16 protein-coding genes are annotated in these 15594 nt (G+C 40.1%); 2 read left to right on the forward strand and 14 right to left on the reverse strand.

Translation table 11 applies throughout. The annotated features are described in order from the left end of the window. Nucleotides 1-573: 573 nt before the first annotated feature. Nucleotides 574-1035, reverse strand: a complete 462-nt coding sequence (locus QUE86_RS01635; protein WP_105174581.1) for a GNAT family N-acetyltransferase — start codon at nt 1033-1035, stop codon at nt 574-576. Between the two features lie 470 nt (nt 1036-1505). Continuing rightward, complete coding sequence (locus QUE86_RS01640; protein WP_286258805.1) at nt 1506-2483, reverse strand: transposase; 978 nt, start codon at nt 2481-2483, stop codon at nt 1506-1508. 286 nt (nt 2484-2769) lie between these two features. Here QUE86_RS01640 and cysZ point away from each other — a divergent pair, with 286 nt between their 5' ends. Continuing rightward, nucleotides 2770-3480, forward strand: a complete 711-nt coding sequence (cysZ, locus tag QUE86_RS01645; protein ID WP_175580518.1) for a sulfate transporter CysZ — start codon at nt 2770-2772, stop codon at nt 3478-3480. Nucleotides 3481-3551: 71 nt separating this feature from the next. On the opposite strand, the gene rlmM is transcribed toward cysZ, so the two are convergent. The 12 genes from rlmM to hemA form a co-directional block, all read right to left on the reverse strand. After that, nucleotides 3552-4637 (reverse strand): 23S rRNA (cytidine(2498)-2'-O)-methyltransferase RlmM, encoded by a 1086-nt coding sequence (gene rlmM, locus QUE86_RS01650; protein WP_286258808.1) that lies wholly within the window; start codon nt 4635-4637, stop codon nt 3552-3554. 9 nt (nt 4638-4646) lie between these two features. Next, nucleotides 4647-5015, reverse strand: coding sequence for a DUF423 domain-containing protein (locus QUE86_RS01655; protein WP_167659218.1), 369 nt, complete (start codon nt 5013-5015; stop codon nt 4647-4649). Continuing rightward, on the reverse strand, nt 5012-5656 hold the full coding sequence (locus QUE86_RS01660; protein WP_286258810.1) for an alpha/beta family hydrolase: 645 nt from the start codon (nt 5654-5656) through the stop codon (nt 5012-5014). Before QUE86_RS01660 ends, QUE86_RS01655 begins: the two co-directional genes overlap by 4 nt. 1 nt (nt 5657) lies before the next feature. Then, entirely contained in the window at nt 5658-6554 is an 897-nt protein-coding gene (locus QUE86_RS01665; RefSeq protein ID WP_286258812.1) for a transcriptional regulator GcvA, read from the reverse strand. Nucleotides 6555-6654: 100 nt separating this feature from the next. Continuing rightward, nucleotides 6655-7509 (reverse strand): 3-deoxy-8-phosphooctulonate synthase, encoded by an 855-nt coding sequence (gene kdsA / locus QUE86_RS01670; protein WP_130051186.1) that lies wholly within the window; start codon nt 7507-7509, stop codon nt 6655-6657. Between the two features lie 9 nt (nt 7510-7518). Continuing rightward, nucleotides 7519-8772, reverse strand: coding sequence for a DUF819 family protein (locus QUE86_RS01675; protein WP_130051185.1), 1254 nt, complete (start codon nt 8770-8772; stop codon nt 7519-7521). Nucleotides 8773-8788: 16 nt separating this feature from the next. Further along, complete coding sequence (locus tag QUE86_RS01680; RefSeq protein ID WP_130051184.1) at nt 8789-9616, reverse strand: tetratricopeptide repeat protein; 828 nt, start codon at nt 9614-9616, stop codon at nt 8789-8791. A 131-nt stretch (nt 9617-9747) separates the two neighbouring features. Then, a complete protein-coding gene (locus tag QUE86_RS01685) occupies nt 9748-10122 on the reverse strand; it encodes a SirB2 family protein (protein ID WP_130051183.1) in 375 nt (124 codons plus the stop codon). A 21-nt stretch (nt 10123-10143) separates the two neighbouring features. Continuing rightward, nucleotides 10144-11682: a response regulator gene (locus QUE86_RS01690; RefSeq protein WP_130051182.1), complete on the reverse strand. Its 1539-nt coding sequence runs from the start codon at nt 11680-11682 to the stop codon at nt 10144-10146. Between the two features lie 45 nt (nt 11683-11727). Further along, nucleotides 11728-12570 (reverse strand): peptide chain release factor N(5)-glutamine methyltransferase, encoded by an 843-nt coding sequence (gene prmC / locus QUE86_RS01695; protein ID WP_286258816.1) that lies wholly within the window; start codon nt 12568-12570, stop codon nt 11728-11730. A gap of 2 nt (nt 12571-12572) precedes the next feature. Continuing rightward, nucleotides 12573-13658: a peptide chain release factor 1 gene (gene prfA, locus QUE86_RS01700; RefSeq protein WP_054551648.1), complete on the reverse strand. Its 1086-nt coding sequence runs from the start codon at nt 13656-13658 to the stop codon at nt 12573-12575. A 7-nt stretch (nt 13659-13665) separates the two neighbouring features. After that, a complete protein-coding gene (gene hemA / locus QUE86_RS01705) occupies nt 13666-14922 on the reverse strand; it encodes a glutamyl-tRNA reductase (RefSeq protein WP_175580517.1) in 1257 nt (418 codons plus the stop codon). An 83-nt stretch (nt 14923-15005) separates the two neighbouring features. Here hemA and lolB point away from each other — a divergent pair, with 83 nt between their 5' ends. After that, nucleotides 15006-15593: a lipoprotein insertase outer membrane protein LolB gene (gene lolB, locus QUE86_RS01710; protein WP_130051179.1), complete on the forward strand. Its 588-nt coding sequence runs from the start codon at nt 15006-15008 to the stop codon at nt 15591-15593. The last annotated feature ends 1 nt before the right edge of the window (nt 15594 follow it).

Raw genomic sequence — 15594 nt, forward strand, 5'->3', positions numbered from 1 at the left:
CTGTAAACAAGAATACATATTAGTGGACTGTTTTTCATTTTAGAGTATTTTAGAGGACAGGCATTTTAGAGGACAGGCACTACTTTTGTGATTTCATCTGCTTTTGTTGAGTTCGATCCCAAGCGCCTCCATGCCTCACATTGCTCGTTATCATGCCACGTAATACCGATGTACTCTTGCCAATTTTCAAAGTCCTTTGTCCGAAATTTTTCAACCCCACACCCTCCTGCACCAAAAGATGTGCGGCAAATTTTTACAGTAAGATAAGTACCATCAAAATTAAGCTGTGATTGTTTATCAGTGCAAACACTTAAAGGCCGATAAGGAAATGTAAGAATAACTTTTGATTCTATAGTGCCATTATGATTGAAGACACCAGTTAGGGAGTGACATGAGTTTAAGTAGAACTGGGTGGTATCAATAGTAAAGTCGGGTTGCTTACTCTTAGAAGTAATAGATACTTGTGACTTATCACCACAGGCAGTAATCAAAAAAATCGTAACAAAACATATGAATTGTAAGGAATATTTATAAATTAGGATAACCTCAATAAAACATGGCTTAATACCTAACTTACTGGTTAAGCCCTAACTCCATAAATAAACTTTGTGGATTTTCGCTATAGTTACCAAACGGACCACAACGATTGAAGCCTAAGTTTTCATATAGGCTAATGGATTCTGTTTGTTTAGGGCCTGTTTCTAATCGAATAAGCGGAATTTGCTGCTCACCTGCGTGATGCAAGAGTATTTGCATAATTCGACGTGATAAACCTTTACCACGGTAACTTGGTTTTACATATAGGCGGCGGATCTCACCATATGGAGGATTGCCTTCTTGCATCACGATTGCACCACAAGCAACGATACCATCTTCATTTTTCAAGCCAATGGCATAAACATTAGGTTCAGCAAGTTCTTCAACACTTAAGGATTGAGCGGTTGCAACAGGATATAATGAGTTTATGAGTCGGTCTATATCAGAAAACACGTGTACTACTTCAGGATCATGTGGATTTAAATCGACTAACTGCATAAAACTCCCATTTTTATATGTCGTTTTTGTTAATAATGTTAACAATGATATCGGATATTAGTTTAATCCTCTACTGTTGTTTTCAATATTCATTTTTATAGGTACTGTTCAGACCGCCATACTATCGCTTAGTTCAACAGTATGTAACTGAAAAAACGCCCAGTTGATAAAAATTAAAGTCCAACCTACACCGCTCAATTAAAGATTAATGATTTTTACTGAAAACTTTAAGAAGACAGTCACTTTAGTTTTTAATTTAACTAAAATGGACAGGCACTTAAAAATAAAAACCTTAGACTTAGGTTAAAACTCCTCTCAATCTCTCTAAACTTGACCTTGCAAAGCCCGCTTAACTTTAAAGGTCTTTCTTTTCCTTTAATCTTAAAACTGATTTTGATTAATTTGAGAAACGCTAGCCATTTCAAAGCAATGGTTTTAAAAAATAATATTACAAAAATCACATAAAAGAATTAGCTAGCTAACAGTAATAGACTATTAGTCCTGTTACTTCGCCGCTTTCGAGCAGTTTTACTACAGTAGTTTTCAATAGCTTGTATTCGACCTACAGCACCGTGAAATAAATGTTCAAACTGTGTTGTTAATGTTAGCCAATTTGTTGGCTCGAGATTAAGCCTCTCAAGGATAGGAGGTAAATGATGATCTATATATCCGCGTTTATCCGTGCTAATACAACGCCCTGTCTGTTCTACAAGTAACAGGTATGACTTTAACTCAAAAGGTATTCCCTTTGATTTATTCTTGTTCATACCACCAACAAAACGAGCTAGTAGCTTAGGTTGTTTTGAATTCTTCGCACTTTGGCTTCGCTTTTTAAAGCTTGTATAGTTAGATTGCTCTGGGGTCCTCGCAACCTCTGCACGAACAGGGTTTAAATCAACATAGGCCATGCACGCTAAAAGAGCAGATTCATCAAGTAGTGCTTGGCTCTTGAAGCGCCCTTCCCAAAAATGCCCGGTACATTCGTCTTCTTTATTTGCACGCCTGGCAATATACTCATTAAGCATTCGCATGAACCAACTAATACTAGAAAGGCGCGCTCTGTATTCTACAACCTCTTTATTTAAAAAGGCCTGTTGAACGTCACTCAAGTGCTCACCACGGAGGAAGTTTTGACCTAAAGGCGTCATTTTACTGAGCTTATTCCAGCGTAGAAGAACGGCCTTATCGGTTAACCTATTTGCTTTTTTATCATCTACATAAAGCACAATATGAGTATGATTACTCATCACGGCATAAGCACACACATCAATACAAAATACCTTCGCAAGAACAAGCAGACGATCTTCAACCCACCCTCGGCGATGTTCATATGATTTACCTGTGAGAGTATCTTCTCCGCAAAGGTAGGCGCGTCTAACGCATCGGGATACACAGTGATAGTATTTAGTATTCGACAAACAGATTTGCCGCTTCCTTGCTATAGCCATCGTCCACTCCTTGAACCGATAATTTAAAATGCATGGGCTGTAACTAAAGTGTAGACAAAAACTCTTGTGCTGCAAAAACAGTTAAGTGTAATGACTGTCTATTTAAATTTCTTCCCTTGGAATACAGCTGAGAGCTAGGCTTAAAGTGACTGTCCATGTAAAGAGTTAGTCCATGTAAAGAGTTAAACACTTTGTTACGGAAAAAAGCTGTTCAAATATCGTTAAAACCATATACTGCAAACAACAAGAAAAAAGATGAGGTTTTCTCGTGCAGTTCACTCAAGGTATGGAATACTTCTTTTCTGGCTTTAAGTTAATTAGCCAAAAGGGGTTGAAACGTTTTGTACTTATTCCTTTAACAATCAATATCCTGCTTTTTGGTAGTTCGCTGTTCTTTTTGTACGGTTGGCTCACTGATGGCTTTGCTTACATGAACTCGTTATTACCAGAATGGCTTAGCTGGCTCGAATGGCTAATGTGGCCGATTGCCGTGCTGGTGATTTTATTTAGTTACAGCATGCTCTTCACGGTTATTACGAATTTTATAGCAGCCCCATTTAACGGCCTGCTCAGTGAAAAAGTTGAGCTTTACTTAACTGGGCAAAAAATTAATGACGATAGCCTTTTCGATACAATGAAAGATGTGCCACGCATGCTAGGACGAGAGTGGACAAAACTTTGCTATTACCTACCACGCGCTATTGGCTTTTTTATTTTATTGTGGATTTTACCTGTGATCGGGCAAGTTTTATGGGTGCTTTTCACCTGTTGGATGTATGCCGTTCAATATGAAGACTACGCTTTCGATAACCATAAAATTAGCTTTAATGAAATGAAAGGTGACTTAAAGCAAAAGCAAACCTTGTCCTATGGTTTTGGTTTAGCTGTAATGATTTTAACAGCAATACCAATTGTTAACTTAATTGTCATGCCTGTTGCAGTATGTGGAGGCACACGTTTATGGGTCGATAATTACCGAAGTAAATATCGAACTTAAGTTAGATGTTTAATCGTCTAATTAAAAGGCCAATAGTTTTAGCTATTGGCCTTTTTATTTTCAAATTGATGCTAACTGTAAAGGCTTTGTGGAACCTTAGTTACATTCAAATGTACTGTGACCTCTTCACGATCGTGATACAAATGCTTGGCTTGCAGCTCGTAGCTCACTCCATATTTATCAAGCTCTTCTTTGATCATTTTCAAACATTCGTAAACGCTGTCAAAACGTTTTTTCATAGGCAACTTGAGATTAAAGATTAGCTCTTTAGCGTAGGCATTAACTGCCCAATCAATCATAAGATTAGTCACTTTTGTCGGCTTCTCTACCATGTCACACACTAACCACTGAATATTGCGCTTTTCAGGGCGATATTTAAAACCATCTACTCTGAAGTGCTTAACCTGCCCTGTTTCCATCAAATCATCATTCATTGGGCCATTATCGATTGCGCTTACAAACATTCCACGGCGCACCAGCTGATAAGTCCAACCACCTGGGCAAGCGCCTAAATCAACGCCTCGCATGCCAGGTTGCATACGTTCTTCGGCTTCATGGGAGGGAATAAACACGTTAAAGGCTTCATCGAGTTTTAAGGTAGAGCGGCTCGGCGCATCATTAGGCATACGTAAGCGCGGAATACCCATAAAGAAAGGCGAGTTGTTAAATGTATACGAATAGCCGACATAAGCACTGTCATTTGCTAAAAATAACACATGCATTACTGGTTTCTTCTCTGCAAGCTCGCGTGTTACCTTTGAGCGCTTTTCAAGCGACTTTTTCAGTGGCGTCGAAATCTTTTTGCAGAACTTAGACAGCTCTTTACCTTCGTTAGTATCGGGCGTTTCTACGCGTAAGTCACCACATTCAGGAAAATCAGCGGCAGCATCAACAATGGCACTAACACGGTCTTCAAGTGGCATATTATCCACTAGAATGCCAGTAAACCATTGACGCGCAAATACCATATTTTTGAAGTCGACTTTTTTTATGATTTCATCGCCGTGACTTGCATCAAAACATTCATAAACAACAATACCTGTATTTGGTTTTGTTTTAACGTAACCTGCAAAGCCTTGTTCAGCAGCTTGAAAGGTAATTTCAGCAGCGGCATCATTTTCAAAACCACTGCGACAATAAATAATTACACTCGACATAGATAACCCTTAAAACTTATATCGTGCGGCTTGAACTAACAAAATAGCCCAACCAATAATAAAACAAACGCCGCCAATAGGGGTGATAGGCCCAAGCCATTTCATGCCCGTTAATGCGAGTAAATACAAACTACCACTAAATAGAAACGTACCTGCTATAAAAAATCCACCAGCCCAACTTAGGTTCATGCCCCACTTAATTAAGATAGCAATAGCTATAAGTGCAAGGCCATGCACCATTTGATACTCAGCAGCTGTTTTAAAAATCCCAATTGCGTATTCCGAGACACGGTTTTTTAAACCATGAGCGGCAAATGCACCAAGCATCACCGAAAACATGCAGAATAAGCTGCCAACCATTAAATATAGTTTGATCATTGCTCATCTCCTGCCACTAAATTAATAATAAACTTTGCTGCATAATCAGCAGCTTGCTGTAGATTCTCTTCTTCAGTAATTCCACTTTTTTTACGTGGTTTTAGTGAATGATCACCATCTTTGAAAAATTTGATTTCTGGCGGATTAATCATTTTAAGATCAGCGAGCTCTTGCTGATTTCCAAATGTATCGCGCTCACCTTGCAGAACTAAAAAAGGACATGGTATGTCTGCAAAATGCTCTATACGAAGTTTTTCAGGTTTTCCTGGTGGGTGAAACGGATAACCAAAAGCCACAACTCCGGCTATTTTAGCTAGGCTCTGCTCGGTACAAAGCATAGAAGCCATACGCCCCCCCATTGATTTACCACCGATAAATAAAGGCAGCTCTGGCTGTCTCTCTCTCAGCACCTCTGCAAAGTATGCAAGCAACTTAGGAGCACGCTCTGGCGGTCTTCGCTTGCCTGTCTCTTTTGCAATTTGCATATATTGAAAATCAAACAACGCCACATCAATATTGAACTGACTAATAAGTTTAGCCATTGTTTGCATAAACTCAGAGTCGCTGCCCGCCCCTGCGCCGTGTGCAAATATAAACTGTGCACGGGCATTGCCTGTTGCACTTTTAAACCACTGTAACATGTTAATACTCTTGTTCTTGCTCTACTAAGCTCAGCATCCAGTCTTTGAAAGACACTATTTTACCAAGCTCTGTTTGCGATTCGCGGATCACTAAATAGTAAGCATTTTTACTTTCTAATGAGTGATTAAACGGTATGACAAGTCGACCTGCATCAATATCAGGTTTAGCTAATACGCTATTACCAATAGCAACACCCTGACCATGCACCGCAGCTTGTAATACCATCGATGAGTGACTAAAAATTGGCCCTTGGTTAACTTGCACATTACGCACACCAGCCGTTTTAATCCAAGTTTTCCAATTTTTACGGGTCGTATCATGCAATAACGTATGATTCGCCAAATCACTTGGTTGATTGAGTGGCTTAGGGCCTGTTAATAATAATGGGCTACATAAAGGCACCAGATATTCAGTGTGCAGCTTATAAGTTTGCACCCCACTCCAGTGACCTCGCCCATAATAAATGGCAATATCGACATCGTCAGAAAGTGAATTCTCATCCTGATCTTGCGCTTTAATTCGCACATCAATCTCAGGGTGTAATTCATTAAATAAACTAAGTCTGGGCACTAACCATTGAATCGCAAAACTTGGCGTTAAGCTCACTGTCAGTGAACCTTTCGCACCTCGTGCAAGCAACTTTTCTGTAGCATCAATCAGCTGGGTAAAAATCTCTTTAATATCTAAAAAGTAACCTTGCCCTTCTTCGGTCAGCAATAACGAGCGATTTTTACGCAAAAACAGTTTTAAACCTAAATGCTCTTCTAGGGTTTTAATTTGGTGACTCACCGCTGCTTGCGTTACATACAGTTCTTCTGCCGCTTTAGTAAAGCTCAAATGACGAGCCGCAGCTTCGAATGCTTTTAGCGCATTTAAGGGAGGTAAACGACGAGACATAATCACCAAGCTTAGAATTAGTTTTTCTTATGCGTCGATTATAGCGATACAAATAAAAAAAGGCGACCATGGTCGCCTTTTTCATACTTAAATAGCAAGATTACAAGTCACTAGCGCTAGTATCTAGTGGTGCAAAGCTCTTAACCAAGTCATCAACCGCTTTCATTTGCGATAAATAACCTTCTAGTTTACTTAGTGCAAGTGCACAAGGACCATCACATTTTGCTTCATTAGGATTAGGGTGTGCTTCAATGAACAGACCTGCAATGCCTAATGCCATACCACTACGCGCAAGCTCTGCAGCTTGTGCACGGCGACCATCCGCAGAGTCAGCACGACCACCAGGACGCTGTAATGCGTGTGTTGCATCAAAGATAACCGGCGCCATAGGCTTCATGTCATCCATACCTAGCATATCAACCACTAGGTTGTTATAACCAAAGCTTGTACCACGTTCACACAGCGCAACGTTGTTGTTGCCCGCTTCATTAAACTTTTTAATGATATGGCGCATTTCATGTGGCGCTAAAAACTGTGGTTTTTTCACGTTGATAATGGCGCCAGTTTTTGCCATAGCAACGACTAAATCAGTTTGTCGAGCAAGAAAAGCAGGTAATTGAATAACATCAACAACTTCAGCCACAGGTGCGGCTTGATGTGGCTCATGTACATCAGTGATTAAAGGCACATTGAAAGTAGATTTAATTTCTTCAAAGATTTTTAAACCTTCTTCCATACCTGGGCCACGGTATGAATTAATTGAAGAGCGGTTTGCTTTATCAAAAGATGCTTTAAACACATATGGAATGTTTAGCTTTGATGTTACTTCTACGTAATGCTCAGCAATACGCATCGCTAAATCACGTGATTCAAGTACATTCATACCACCAAACAGCACAAATGGCTTGTTGTTGGCTAATTCAATGTCGTTAATTTTAATTAACTGGTTGTTCATTTCTATTCCTTAAGGTGCAACAGCTTGAAGCATTAATCCACAAATATAAGCCATGTAAGTACCTACACCGTAACCCAAAACAGCAAGTAAAACACCTACTGGCGCGAGAGACGGGTGGAATGCTGATGCAACAACAGGTGCAGATGCTGCGCCGCCTACATTCGCTTGAGAGCCTACTGCCATATAAAACAGTGGTGCTTTAATTAGTTTCGCGACGATTAACATTAAGCTTGCATGAGTAATCATCCAAATCGCGCCCAGTACAAAATACATTGGCGAGTCAAAAATCGCGGTAATATTCATATGTAAACCAATTGAAGCAACAAGAATGTATAAAAAGCTTGATGCTACTTTTGAAGCACCAAAGGCTTCAATATGGCGAACTTTAGTAAATGATAAACTAATACCTATGGTGGTAGAAATAACAATCAACCAAAAGAATTTACTATTTAAACTATACTCTTGCGCCCAAGGGAAATTAGCCCCAAAAAACGGACCTAAAAAGTCTGCACAAAAATGAGCAAGGCCAGTAATACCAAAGGCAATAGCAATAATCGTCATGTAATCATTTAAGGTTGGCATACGCGCATGCTCAGCATGATACTTTTCAACGCGCTCTTTTAAATCTTCAATTGCACGAGTATCTGCCCCTGTTTTGGCATCAATCGCCTTATGATTAGCTGCCATTAATAACAACACCGCCATCCATAAGTTCGCCACGATGACATCAACAGTTACCATTGCAGAGAAAATATCACCGCCCACTTCAAACATTTCTTTCATTGATGCTTGGTTTGCACCACCACCAATCCAGCTACCAGCAATGGTCGTCATACCGCGCCATACAGCATCAGGGCCATGGCCTCCGACAGCTTCAGGGTAAACCGCACTCATTACTAAGATAGCGAGTGGTCCACCAATAACGATACCCATGGTACCCGTTAAAAACATTATTAATGCTTTAGGACCAAGGTTAATAATGGCTTTTAAATCAATACTAATGGTCAGCAATATTAAGCAGGCTGGCAGTAAATAACGTGATGCAACAAAATAAACATTTGAAGAGTGACCATCAACAATACCAAAGGTATTCAGTAATGATGGTAAAAAGTAGCAAAGTAATAATGCCGGTACGTATTTATAAAATTTTTGGCACGCAGCATTATTACTGTGAGAGGTTTTAAAAATAAACCCCAAAATAACGGCAAGCAAACCAAGTACGACTGCGTCATTGGTAATTAGCGCACTGTGGGCGTCAGTCATAAATGTTCCTTTAAAATTAGTGGTGTGTATTATTGTTGTCTTCTATTTCAGCAATTTGATGCTGAATAACTTCGATAGCAGGATCATCTGGGCACTCGTTAATAAAGTACTGCAAATCATCGCGGGCCATTTTTGGGCAATCTAGCTGATTAAGTAAATAACCACGGTCACGACGCTCATAAGGGTCATCACCAAGTAATTCCATCAACATTTCAACACAATGCAAAGCATGACCAAATTTACTTTCGCTAATAAAAGACCATTTTTGCTGAGCTAAATATAATTTATATAGCTCTTCATCAAAAATCAGCTCAAGAGGTTCTTGTTCATCACCATTTTCTTCACACGCATTCTCTGGTGTTATATACCAGCTCTGCTGTCCCGTGCTGGGCTCAATTAAATAACCTTCTTCATCACTCATACCAACATGAACGTGCACGTCTCCTTGACTAAGAGTAACAGTCGCGTCCAATTCAGCATGTTGCAATAAATGACAAAGTAAAACTGCCAGCGTGGTTTGTGTACCACTGCGCATGGTAATGGTGTAGCTAAAACTATTTAACGTATACTCAGGCACTTTTAAGCTTGATGAGCTAAATAGCCATTGTTGATAAAAGGTATCAAGTAACTTATCGAGACGCTCATGTGGCTCTTTTAATTCAGCGCAAAGAGCTGTTACCGTGTCTTCAAGCTCATTGAGGGTGTCATAACAGGCTGTTAAATCAGCTTGATGATCCCACTTCAATTCAGCGTCGATACAACGATAAAGCACTTTCGAAGAAAATGCGTCAAAGGCCTCTTCTTGATAGGATTCATTTTGATCTTCAAACCAAGGGGTGGTCATTTATACTGCTACATCTCTTACAAAAACGAACAGCTAGTTTACCTACTTTTCCCCTAAGTTACCAATACTGAGCGATGAGATATAAAAAAGCGGTATGACAACCTAGGCCATCAAATACCGCTTAGAGATTCTTAAAGAAGAAGTGCTGTTTTAGCAGAGGCTAAATAGCCAATTGCCAATAAGATGAGTGTGGTGATTACAAGTAATACGAGCTTCGCACTTTTTGCATTTTGCTTAGCAGCAACAACACCTAACACAATGTATGCAATAACTAAGATTATCTTTTCTAATAACCAAGACTGCTCTAAAGGGTTAAATCCTGCCATCACAATCAATACCACTGCAGAAACTAGCAGTAAAGTGTCGATACTATGACTACCAATAAATACCACTTTATTTTTTGCCAAAGTGCCCGATTTTAAGCGTGAAAACGAACGAACGTAAAATAAGATAATACTCAACACGGCAAACAGCATGTGAGTATGTTTTACTGCTAAATAATCCATATGCCCCTAATTTTGTTTTAATTAATCTGGATAACGTACAAGTACGTCTTCTATTTCTTTAACCCGCTGATTAAACACTTCAATTAACTTCGGATCAAATTGTTTGCCCTGTTGCGAGTTAATTTCCTTGATTACATCTTCAAGTGACCACGGCTCTTTATAACAGCGTTTATGACGTAGCGCATCAAACACATCAGCTAATGCTACAATGCGACCTGCAATTGGAATTTCCTCACCTTTTAAACCTTTCGGATAGCCTGAACCATCCCAACGCTCATGATGTGATAAAGCAATAATGGCTCCTGTATTAACAATGTCACGATTTGAATCTTTTAAAATTAAATGACCTTTTTCAGCATGCTGCTGCATGATAGCCCATTCTTCGTCGTTGAGCGGCCCTGGCTTATTTAAAATTGCATCAGGAATACCCACTTTACCTACATCATGTAGGGGCGCTGCTAAGCGAATAAGTTCAGCTTCGCGTTTAGGTAAACCATAGCCCAAGGCCAATTCATAGCAAATGTGCGAAACACGTTTTACATGGTTACCGGTTTCCGTTGAGCGTTGCTCTAACGCTTCACTAAGCCTAAATACTAACTCTTGCTGTGTTGCTTCAATTTCAGATTGTAACTGTACATTTTCATACGCCAACTGCACATTTTGTGAAAAAATTTCAATCAGATGACGCTGAGTGTCTGTTAAATGCTTAGGGATACCGGAAATAAATAACATCGAGTTGTGATTACATTCACTACAACAATAAGCAAATAAATAATTTTCACGGTAGACGATGGTTTTTTCGTTCAGTGCTTGCTGGCAGGCTTGCAACTGCTCATTATCTAGGACTTCTTCGATAGCCTTACCTTCACTACGTTCAAACTCACCACGCCCCGAAAATACCACTAACTTCTTTTGATTATCCTGCGGGTTACTGGCAACTAAGCTTGTTGCATACATTGCTTGATCTACAGTACCGAGTAATGAGGTGAGTTGTTGCATCACCCCTTCAATAAAGCTCTCAAGTGAATGAGTTGAGAAAATATCACGTGATGCTTTAATAATTTTTTCAAGGCCTTGACGAGATTGCTCAATCGATAAAATGTCACGGTAAGAACGTAGACTCGACATAACCACGGTAAAAAGTTTTTGTGCAGTTAGCTCAGTTTTTGACTTGTAGTCATTGATATCGTAGTTAACTATCACTTGTCGCTCAGGTGCTTGACCTGGCTGACCGGTACGAAGAATGATACGAATGTGATTATTTTTTGCAGTTTCGCGAATAAACTTAGCAACCTTAAGGCCTGCGTCGTCAGTTTCCATTACCACATCAAGTAATACGATGGCAGCATCTGGATGCTGCTCAATTACCTCTTTGGCTTCTTCACCCGAATAGGCACTAATAAACTCTAAGCGTTTATCTTGAAATTCAAAGTCACTCAACGCAAGCTTTGTTACGGCATGTACTTCTGGCTCATCATCGACGATGATGACTTTCCAACTACCCTGAACCACCTCATTAACTTCATCAAGTGCTTCATCCGAAAACAAAAAATCATCCATTGTATGGGACCCTCAAAGGCTATGTACGCACAGTGCTCTTCATGATTATTTAGGCCATTGTGCTAAGGTTACACGGTCATTACCGCCAAGATCTTTAATTGTAAGTATATGGCTATACGACATTTGTGCAAAAAATTCTTGTACCTTCACACTTTGTTTGTAGCCATGTTCAATTAAAAGATAGCCATTTGTCGTTAAATAGTCACGCGCGCTAGTAATAATTTGTTTAATATCAGCCATACCGTCATCATCTGCAACTAATGCAGAGAGCGGTTCAAAGCGAACATCACCTTGGCTTAAGTGCTCATCATCATGTTCAATATACGGAGGATTGCTGACAATTAGGTCAAACTTTTCTGTACTTACTGCACTAAACCAATTGCTCAACGTAAAAGTGGCGTTGTTAATACTAAGTCGTTGTTTGTTCTCTTGGGCAAGCTCAACTGCATCAGCAACTCTATCAACCCCTGTCACCTGCCAATTTGGCATTTCACTGGCTAATGCTAAGGCAATTGCCCCTGTTCCCGTGCCTAAATCAAGCACCTTGGCATCAGCAGGTAATTCAAGACCTAAAGCATACTCAACTAAAGTTTCGGTATCGGGTCTTGGGATCAAAGTCGTTGGGTTAACCTTCAAAGGAAGGCTCCAAAATTCACGAAAGCCAACAATGTGAGCAACGGGTTCACCATTTAAACGGCGCTGACATGCTTGTTCAAAATCAAGTTGTTGCTGTTCGGTAAGTTGTTTTTCTGGCCAGGTAAATAAGTAACTGCGTGGTTTATCAAGAATGGATAATAAGAGGACTTGTGCGTCTAGCTTAGCACTGTCGCTGCTAGGCGTTAATAACGCCGTTGCAGCAACAATTGCTTGTTCAATGCTTTGCGGCACGATTATTCATCGCCCATCGCAGCAAGTAAATCAGCTTGGTGTTCTTGCATTAGAGGTTCAATAACACTGCCCAAATCACCTGCAACTACTTCATTTAAACGGTAAAGCGTTAAATTAATACGGTGATCTGTGATACGACCCTGCGGGTAATTATAAGTACGAATACGCTCAGAACGGTCACCACTACCTACTAGGTTACGACGCTCTGATGCTTCAGCCGCTTGACGCTTTTCATCTTCAGCTTGTTGTAAGCGCGCACCAAGTACTGACATCGCTTTAGCACGGTTTTTATGCTGTGAACGTTCATCCTGACACTCTACAACTACGCCCGTTGGAATATGCGTAATACGGATTGCTGAGTCAGTTTTATTTACGTGCTGACCACCGGCACCCGATGCACGGAAAGTATCTACTTTAATATCCGCAGGATTAATCTCAATTGCTTCCGCTTCAGGGATTTCAGCCATGACTGCTACAGTACACGCAGATGTATGAACACGGCCTTGCGATTCTGTCTCTGGTACACGTTGTACACGGTGCGCACCTGATTCGAACTTCAGCTGACCATAAACACCTTCACCTGAGATATGTGCAATCACTTCTTTATAACCGCCGTGCTCACCTTCATTAGTACTAACGACTTCCACTTTCCACTTTTTAGTTTCAGCGTAGCGACTGTACATACGGAATAAGTCACCTGCGAAGATAGCAGCTTCATCACCACCGGTACCGGCACGAACCTCTAGGTAGACGTTATTATTGTCTTTAGGGTCCTTAGGTAACATTAGAATTTGGATTTCGTCTTCTAAAGCAATTATTTGTGCTTTTGCTTCTTTATATTCTTCTTGCGCCATTTCACGCATATCAGGATCAGAGTCTTTTAACATTTCTTCAGCAGTAGCAACATCATCTTGTGCTTGTTGGTAAGCTAAAAATGCTTTTACGATTTCTTCTAATTCTGAGTATTCTTTAGATAAGGCACGAAAGCGATTTTGGTCGCTGATCACAGAGGGGTCGCTTAGTAGCGCTTGCACTTCCTCATAACGCTCAACTAAGGTTTCTAATTTTCTATAAACAGACTCTTTCATTTAACGACTATTCCTGATCAATACCTAACATTTTCTTTAATTGGCTTAACTCCGCTGCTTCACCTTTTTTAGCAGCATCTTGAATGGCACGGGTAGGTGCGTGCATCAAGCGGTTGGTCAGTTTGTTTGCCAACTCGAGTATAACTTTTTCAGCTTCTTTACCTGCTTGCAGCTGGCCTAAAGCTTTTTCGACAAGTTCTGACTTTATATCTTGTACATCGTTGCGATAATGGCGAATTAAATCCACCGAATCGAGTGAACGCAACCACATAGCAAATTCATCGGTACGTGAGCGAATAATAGCTTGTGCTTGCTCAGCAGCCTGCTCACGGGCGGCGATATTCTCGCTTACTATGGCTTGTAAGTCATCAACTGAATACAAATAGGCCGCATCTAATTCGCCTACTTGGCTCTCGATATCACGTGGTACTGCAATATCAATAAATAACATTGGTTTGTGACGGCGCTTTTTCAGCGCTTGTTCTACTACCCCTTTACCAATGATGGGCAAAGTACTGGCGGTTGAACTAATTACAATATCTGCATCATGTAAACGCTCAGGTAACTGAGCTAATGCAATGACATCCGCATTAACATCATCTGCTAACGTTTTAGCTCGTTCAATAGTACGGTTAGCAACTGTTATTTTTTGCGGATCATTTTGGTATAAGTGTTTAGCAACCAGCTCTATCGTCTCACCAGCCCCAATAAGCAATACATTGGTTTTATCTAATTTGCCATAAATGTGCTTAGCAAGATTAACAGCTGCATAAGCAACAGATACCGCACTGGCACCAATATCAGTTTCGGTACGAACTTGTTTTGCAACTGAAAATGTTTTTTGAAATAAACGGTCGAAGGTTACACCTATCGCATCATGGGTTTTCGCATTATGGTAAGCTTGCTTTATTTGCCCTAAAATTTGCGGCTCACCGAGTACTAACGAATCTAAACCACATGAAACCCGCATTAAATGGTTAATTGCTTCATGATCTTCATGATAATAAACATTATTGCTCAGTTCCTGTTCATCCAACCCATGGAAACTGGCTAACCAGTGCAACAGGGTTTGGGAATTACGCTCGGCAAGGCTACAATAGATTTCAGTTCGGTTGCAGGTCGAAACAATAACCGCCTCATTAAAATGCGAGTGACCACTTAATTGCTGCAACGCCTCAGACATTTGCTCTGGCGAAAAAGCGACTTTTTCACGTAATTCTACGGATGCGGTTTTGTGATTTATACCAAGTGCTACGATGGTCATATGTACCAAATATTGCTAAGCCCAGCTGTAAAGGCGTTAATTTTACCAAAAATCAGCGGAATATGGAAAGTAAGGAACGACATTTGATTAAACAATATTTGATTTTATTCATATTTTTTTTATTTATAGGTGGCTGTGCGCAAAAAATTTCAACAGTTGATTACATTTATCCCGACTGGAAAAGCCGATTAGAACAACAAGCTCAGTGGCAAGTACAAGGCAAAATGGCATTTATTAGTACAGAGCAACGCCAATCCGCCAATTTAAATTGGCAGCACGATGAGCAGCACAGTGAAATGGTACTCACCAGTTTTATTGGTACTCGCATCCTATCTTTAAAACAAAATGCACAAGGTGCTGAACTTGAATATGACGGCGATGTTTATACAGATAGTGATGCCTCAATGTTATTATATCGCCTAACAGGTTTTTCAATCCCATTAGATAACGCGGCAAAATGGCTAAAAGGAACTGTAGAAAACGAACAAGCCAGCTTTGATGAGCAAGGTCGTTTAAAAAAACTTATATGGCAAGCTCAAGATGGTCAGCAATGGCAGATTAGCTATTCAAATTACATCAAACATAATGGCTATTGGCTTCCTGTTAAGCTAAGCCTTAAAAACCAAAAAATTCGTATTAAAATTCAACTTAATGATTGGCAGTTAAATTAAT

Origin of the sequence: Pseudoalteromonas apostichopi (assembly GCF_030297135.1) — a bacterium.
In the GTDB taxonomy this organism is placed as follows: Bacteria; Pseudomonadota; Gammaproteobacteria; order Enterobacterales; family Alteromonadaceae; genus Pseudoalteromonas; species Pseudoalteromonas apostichopi.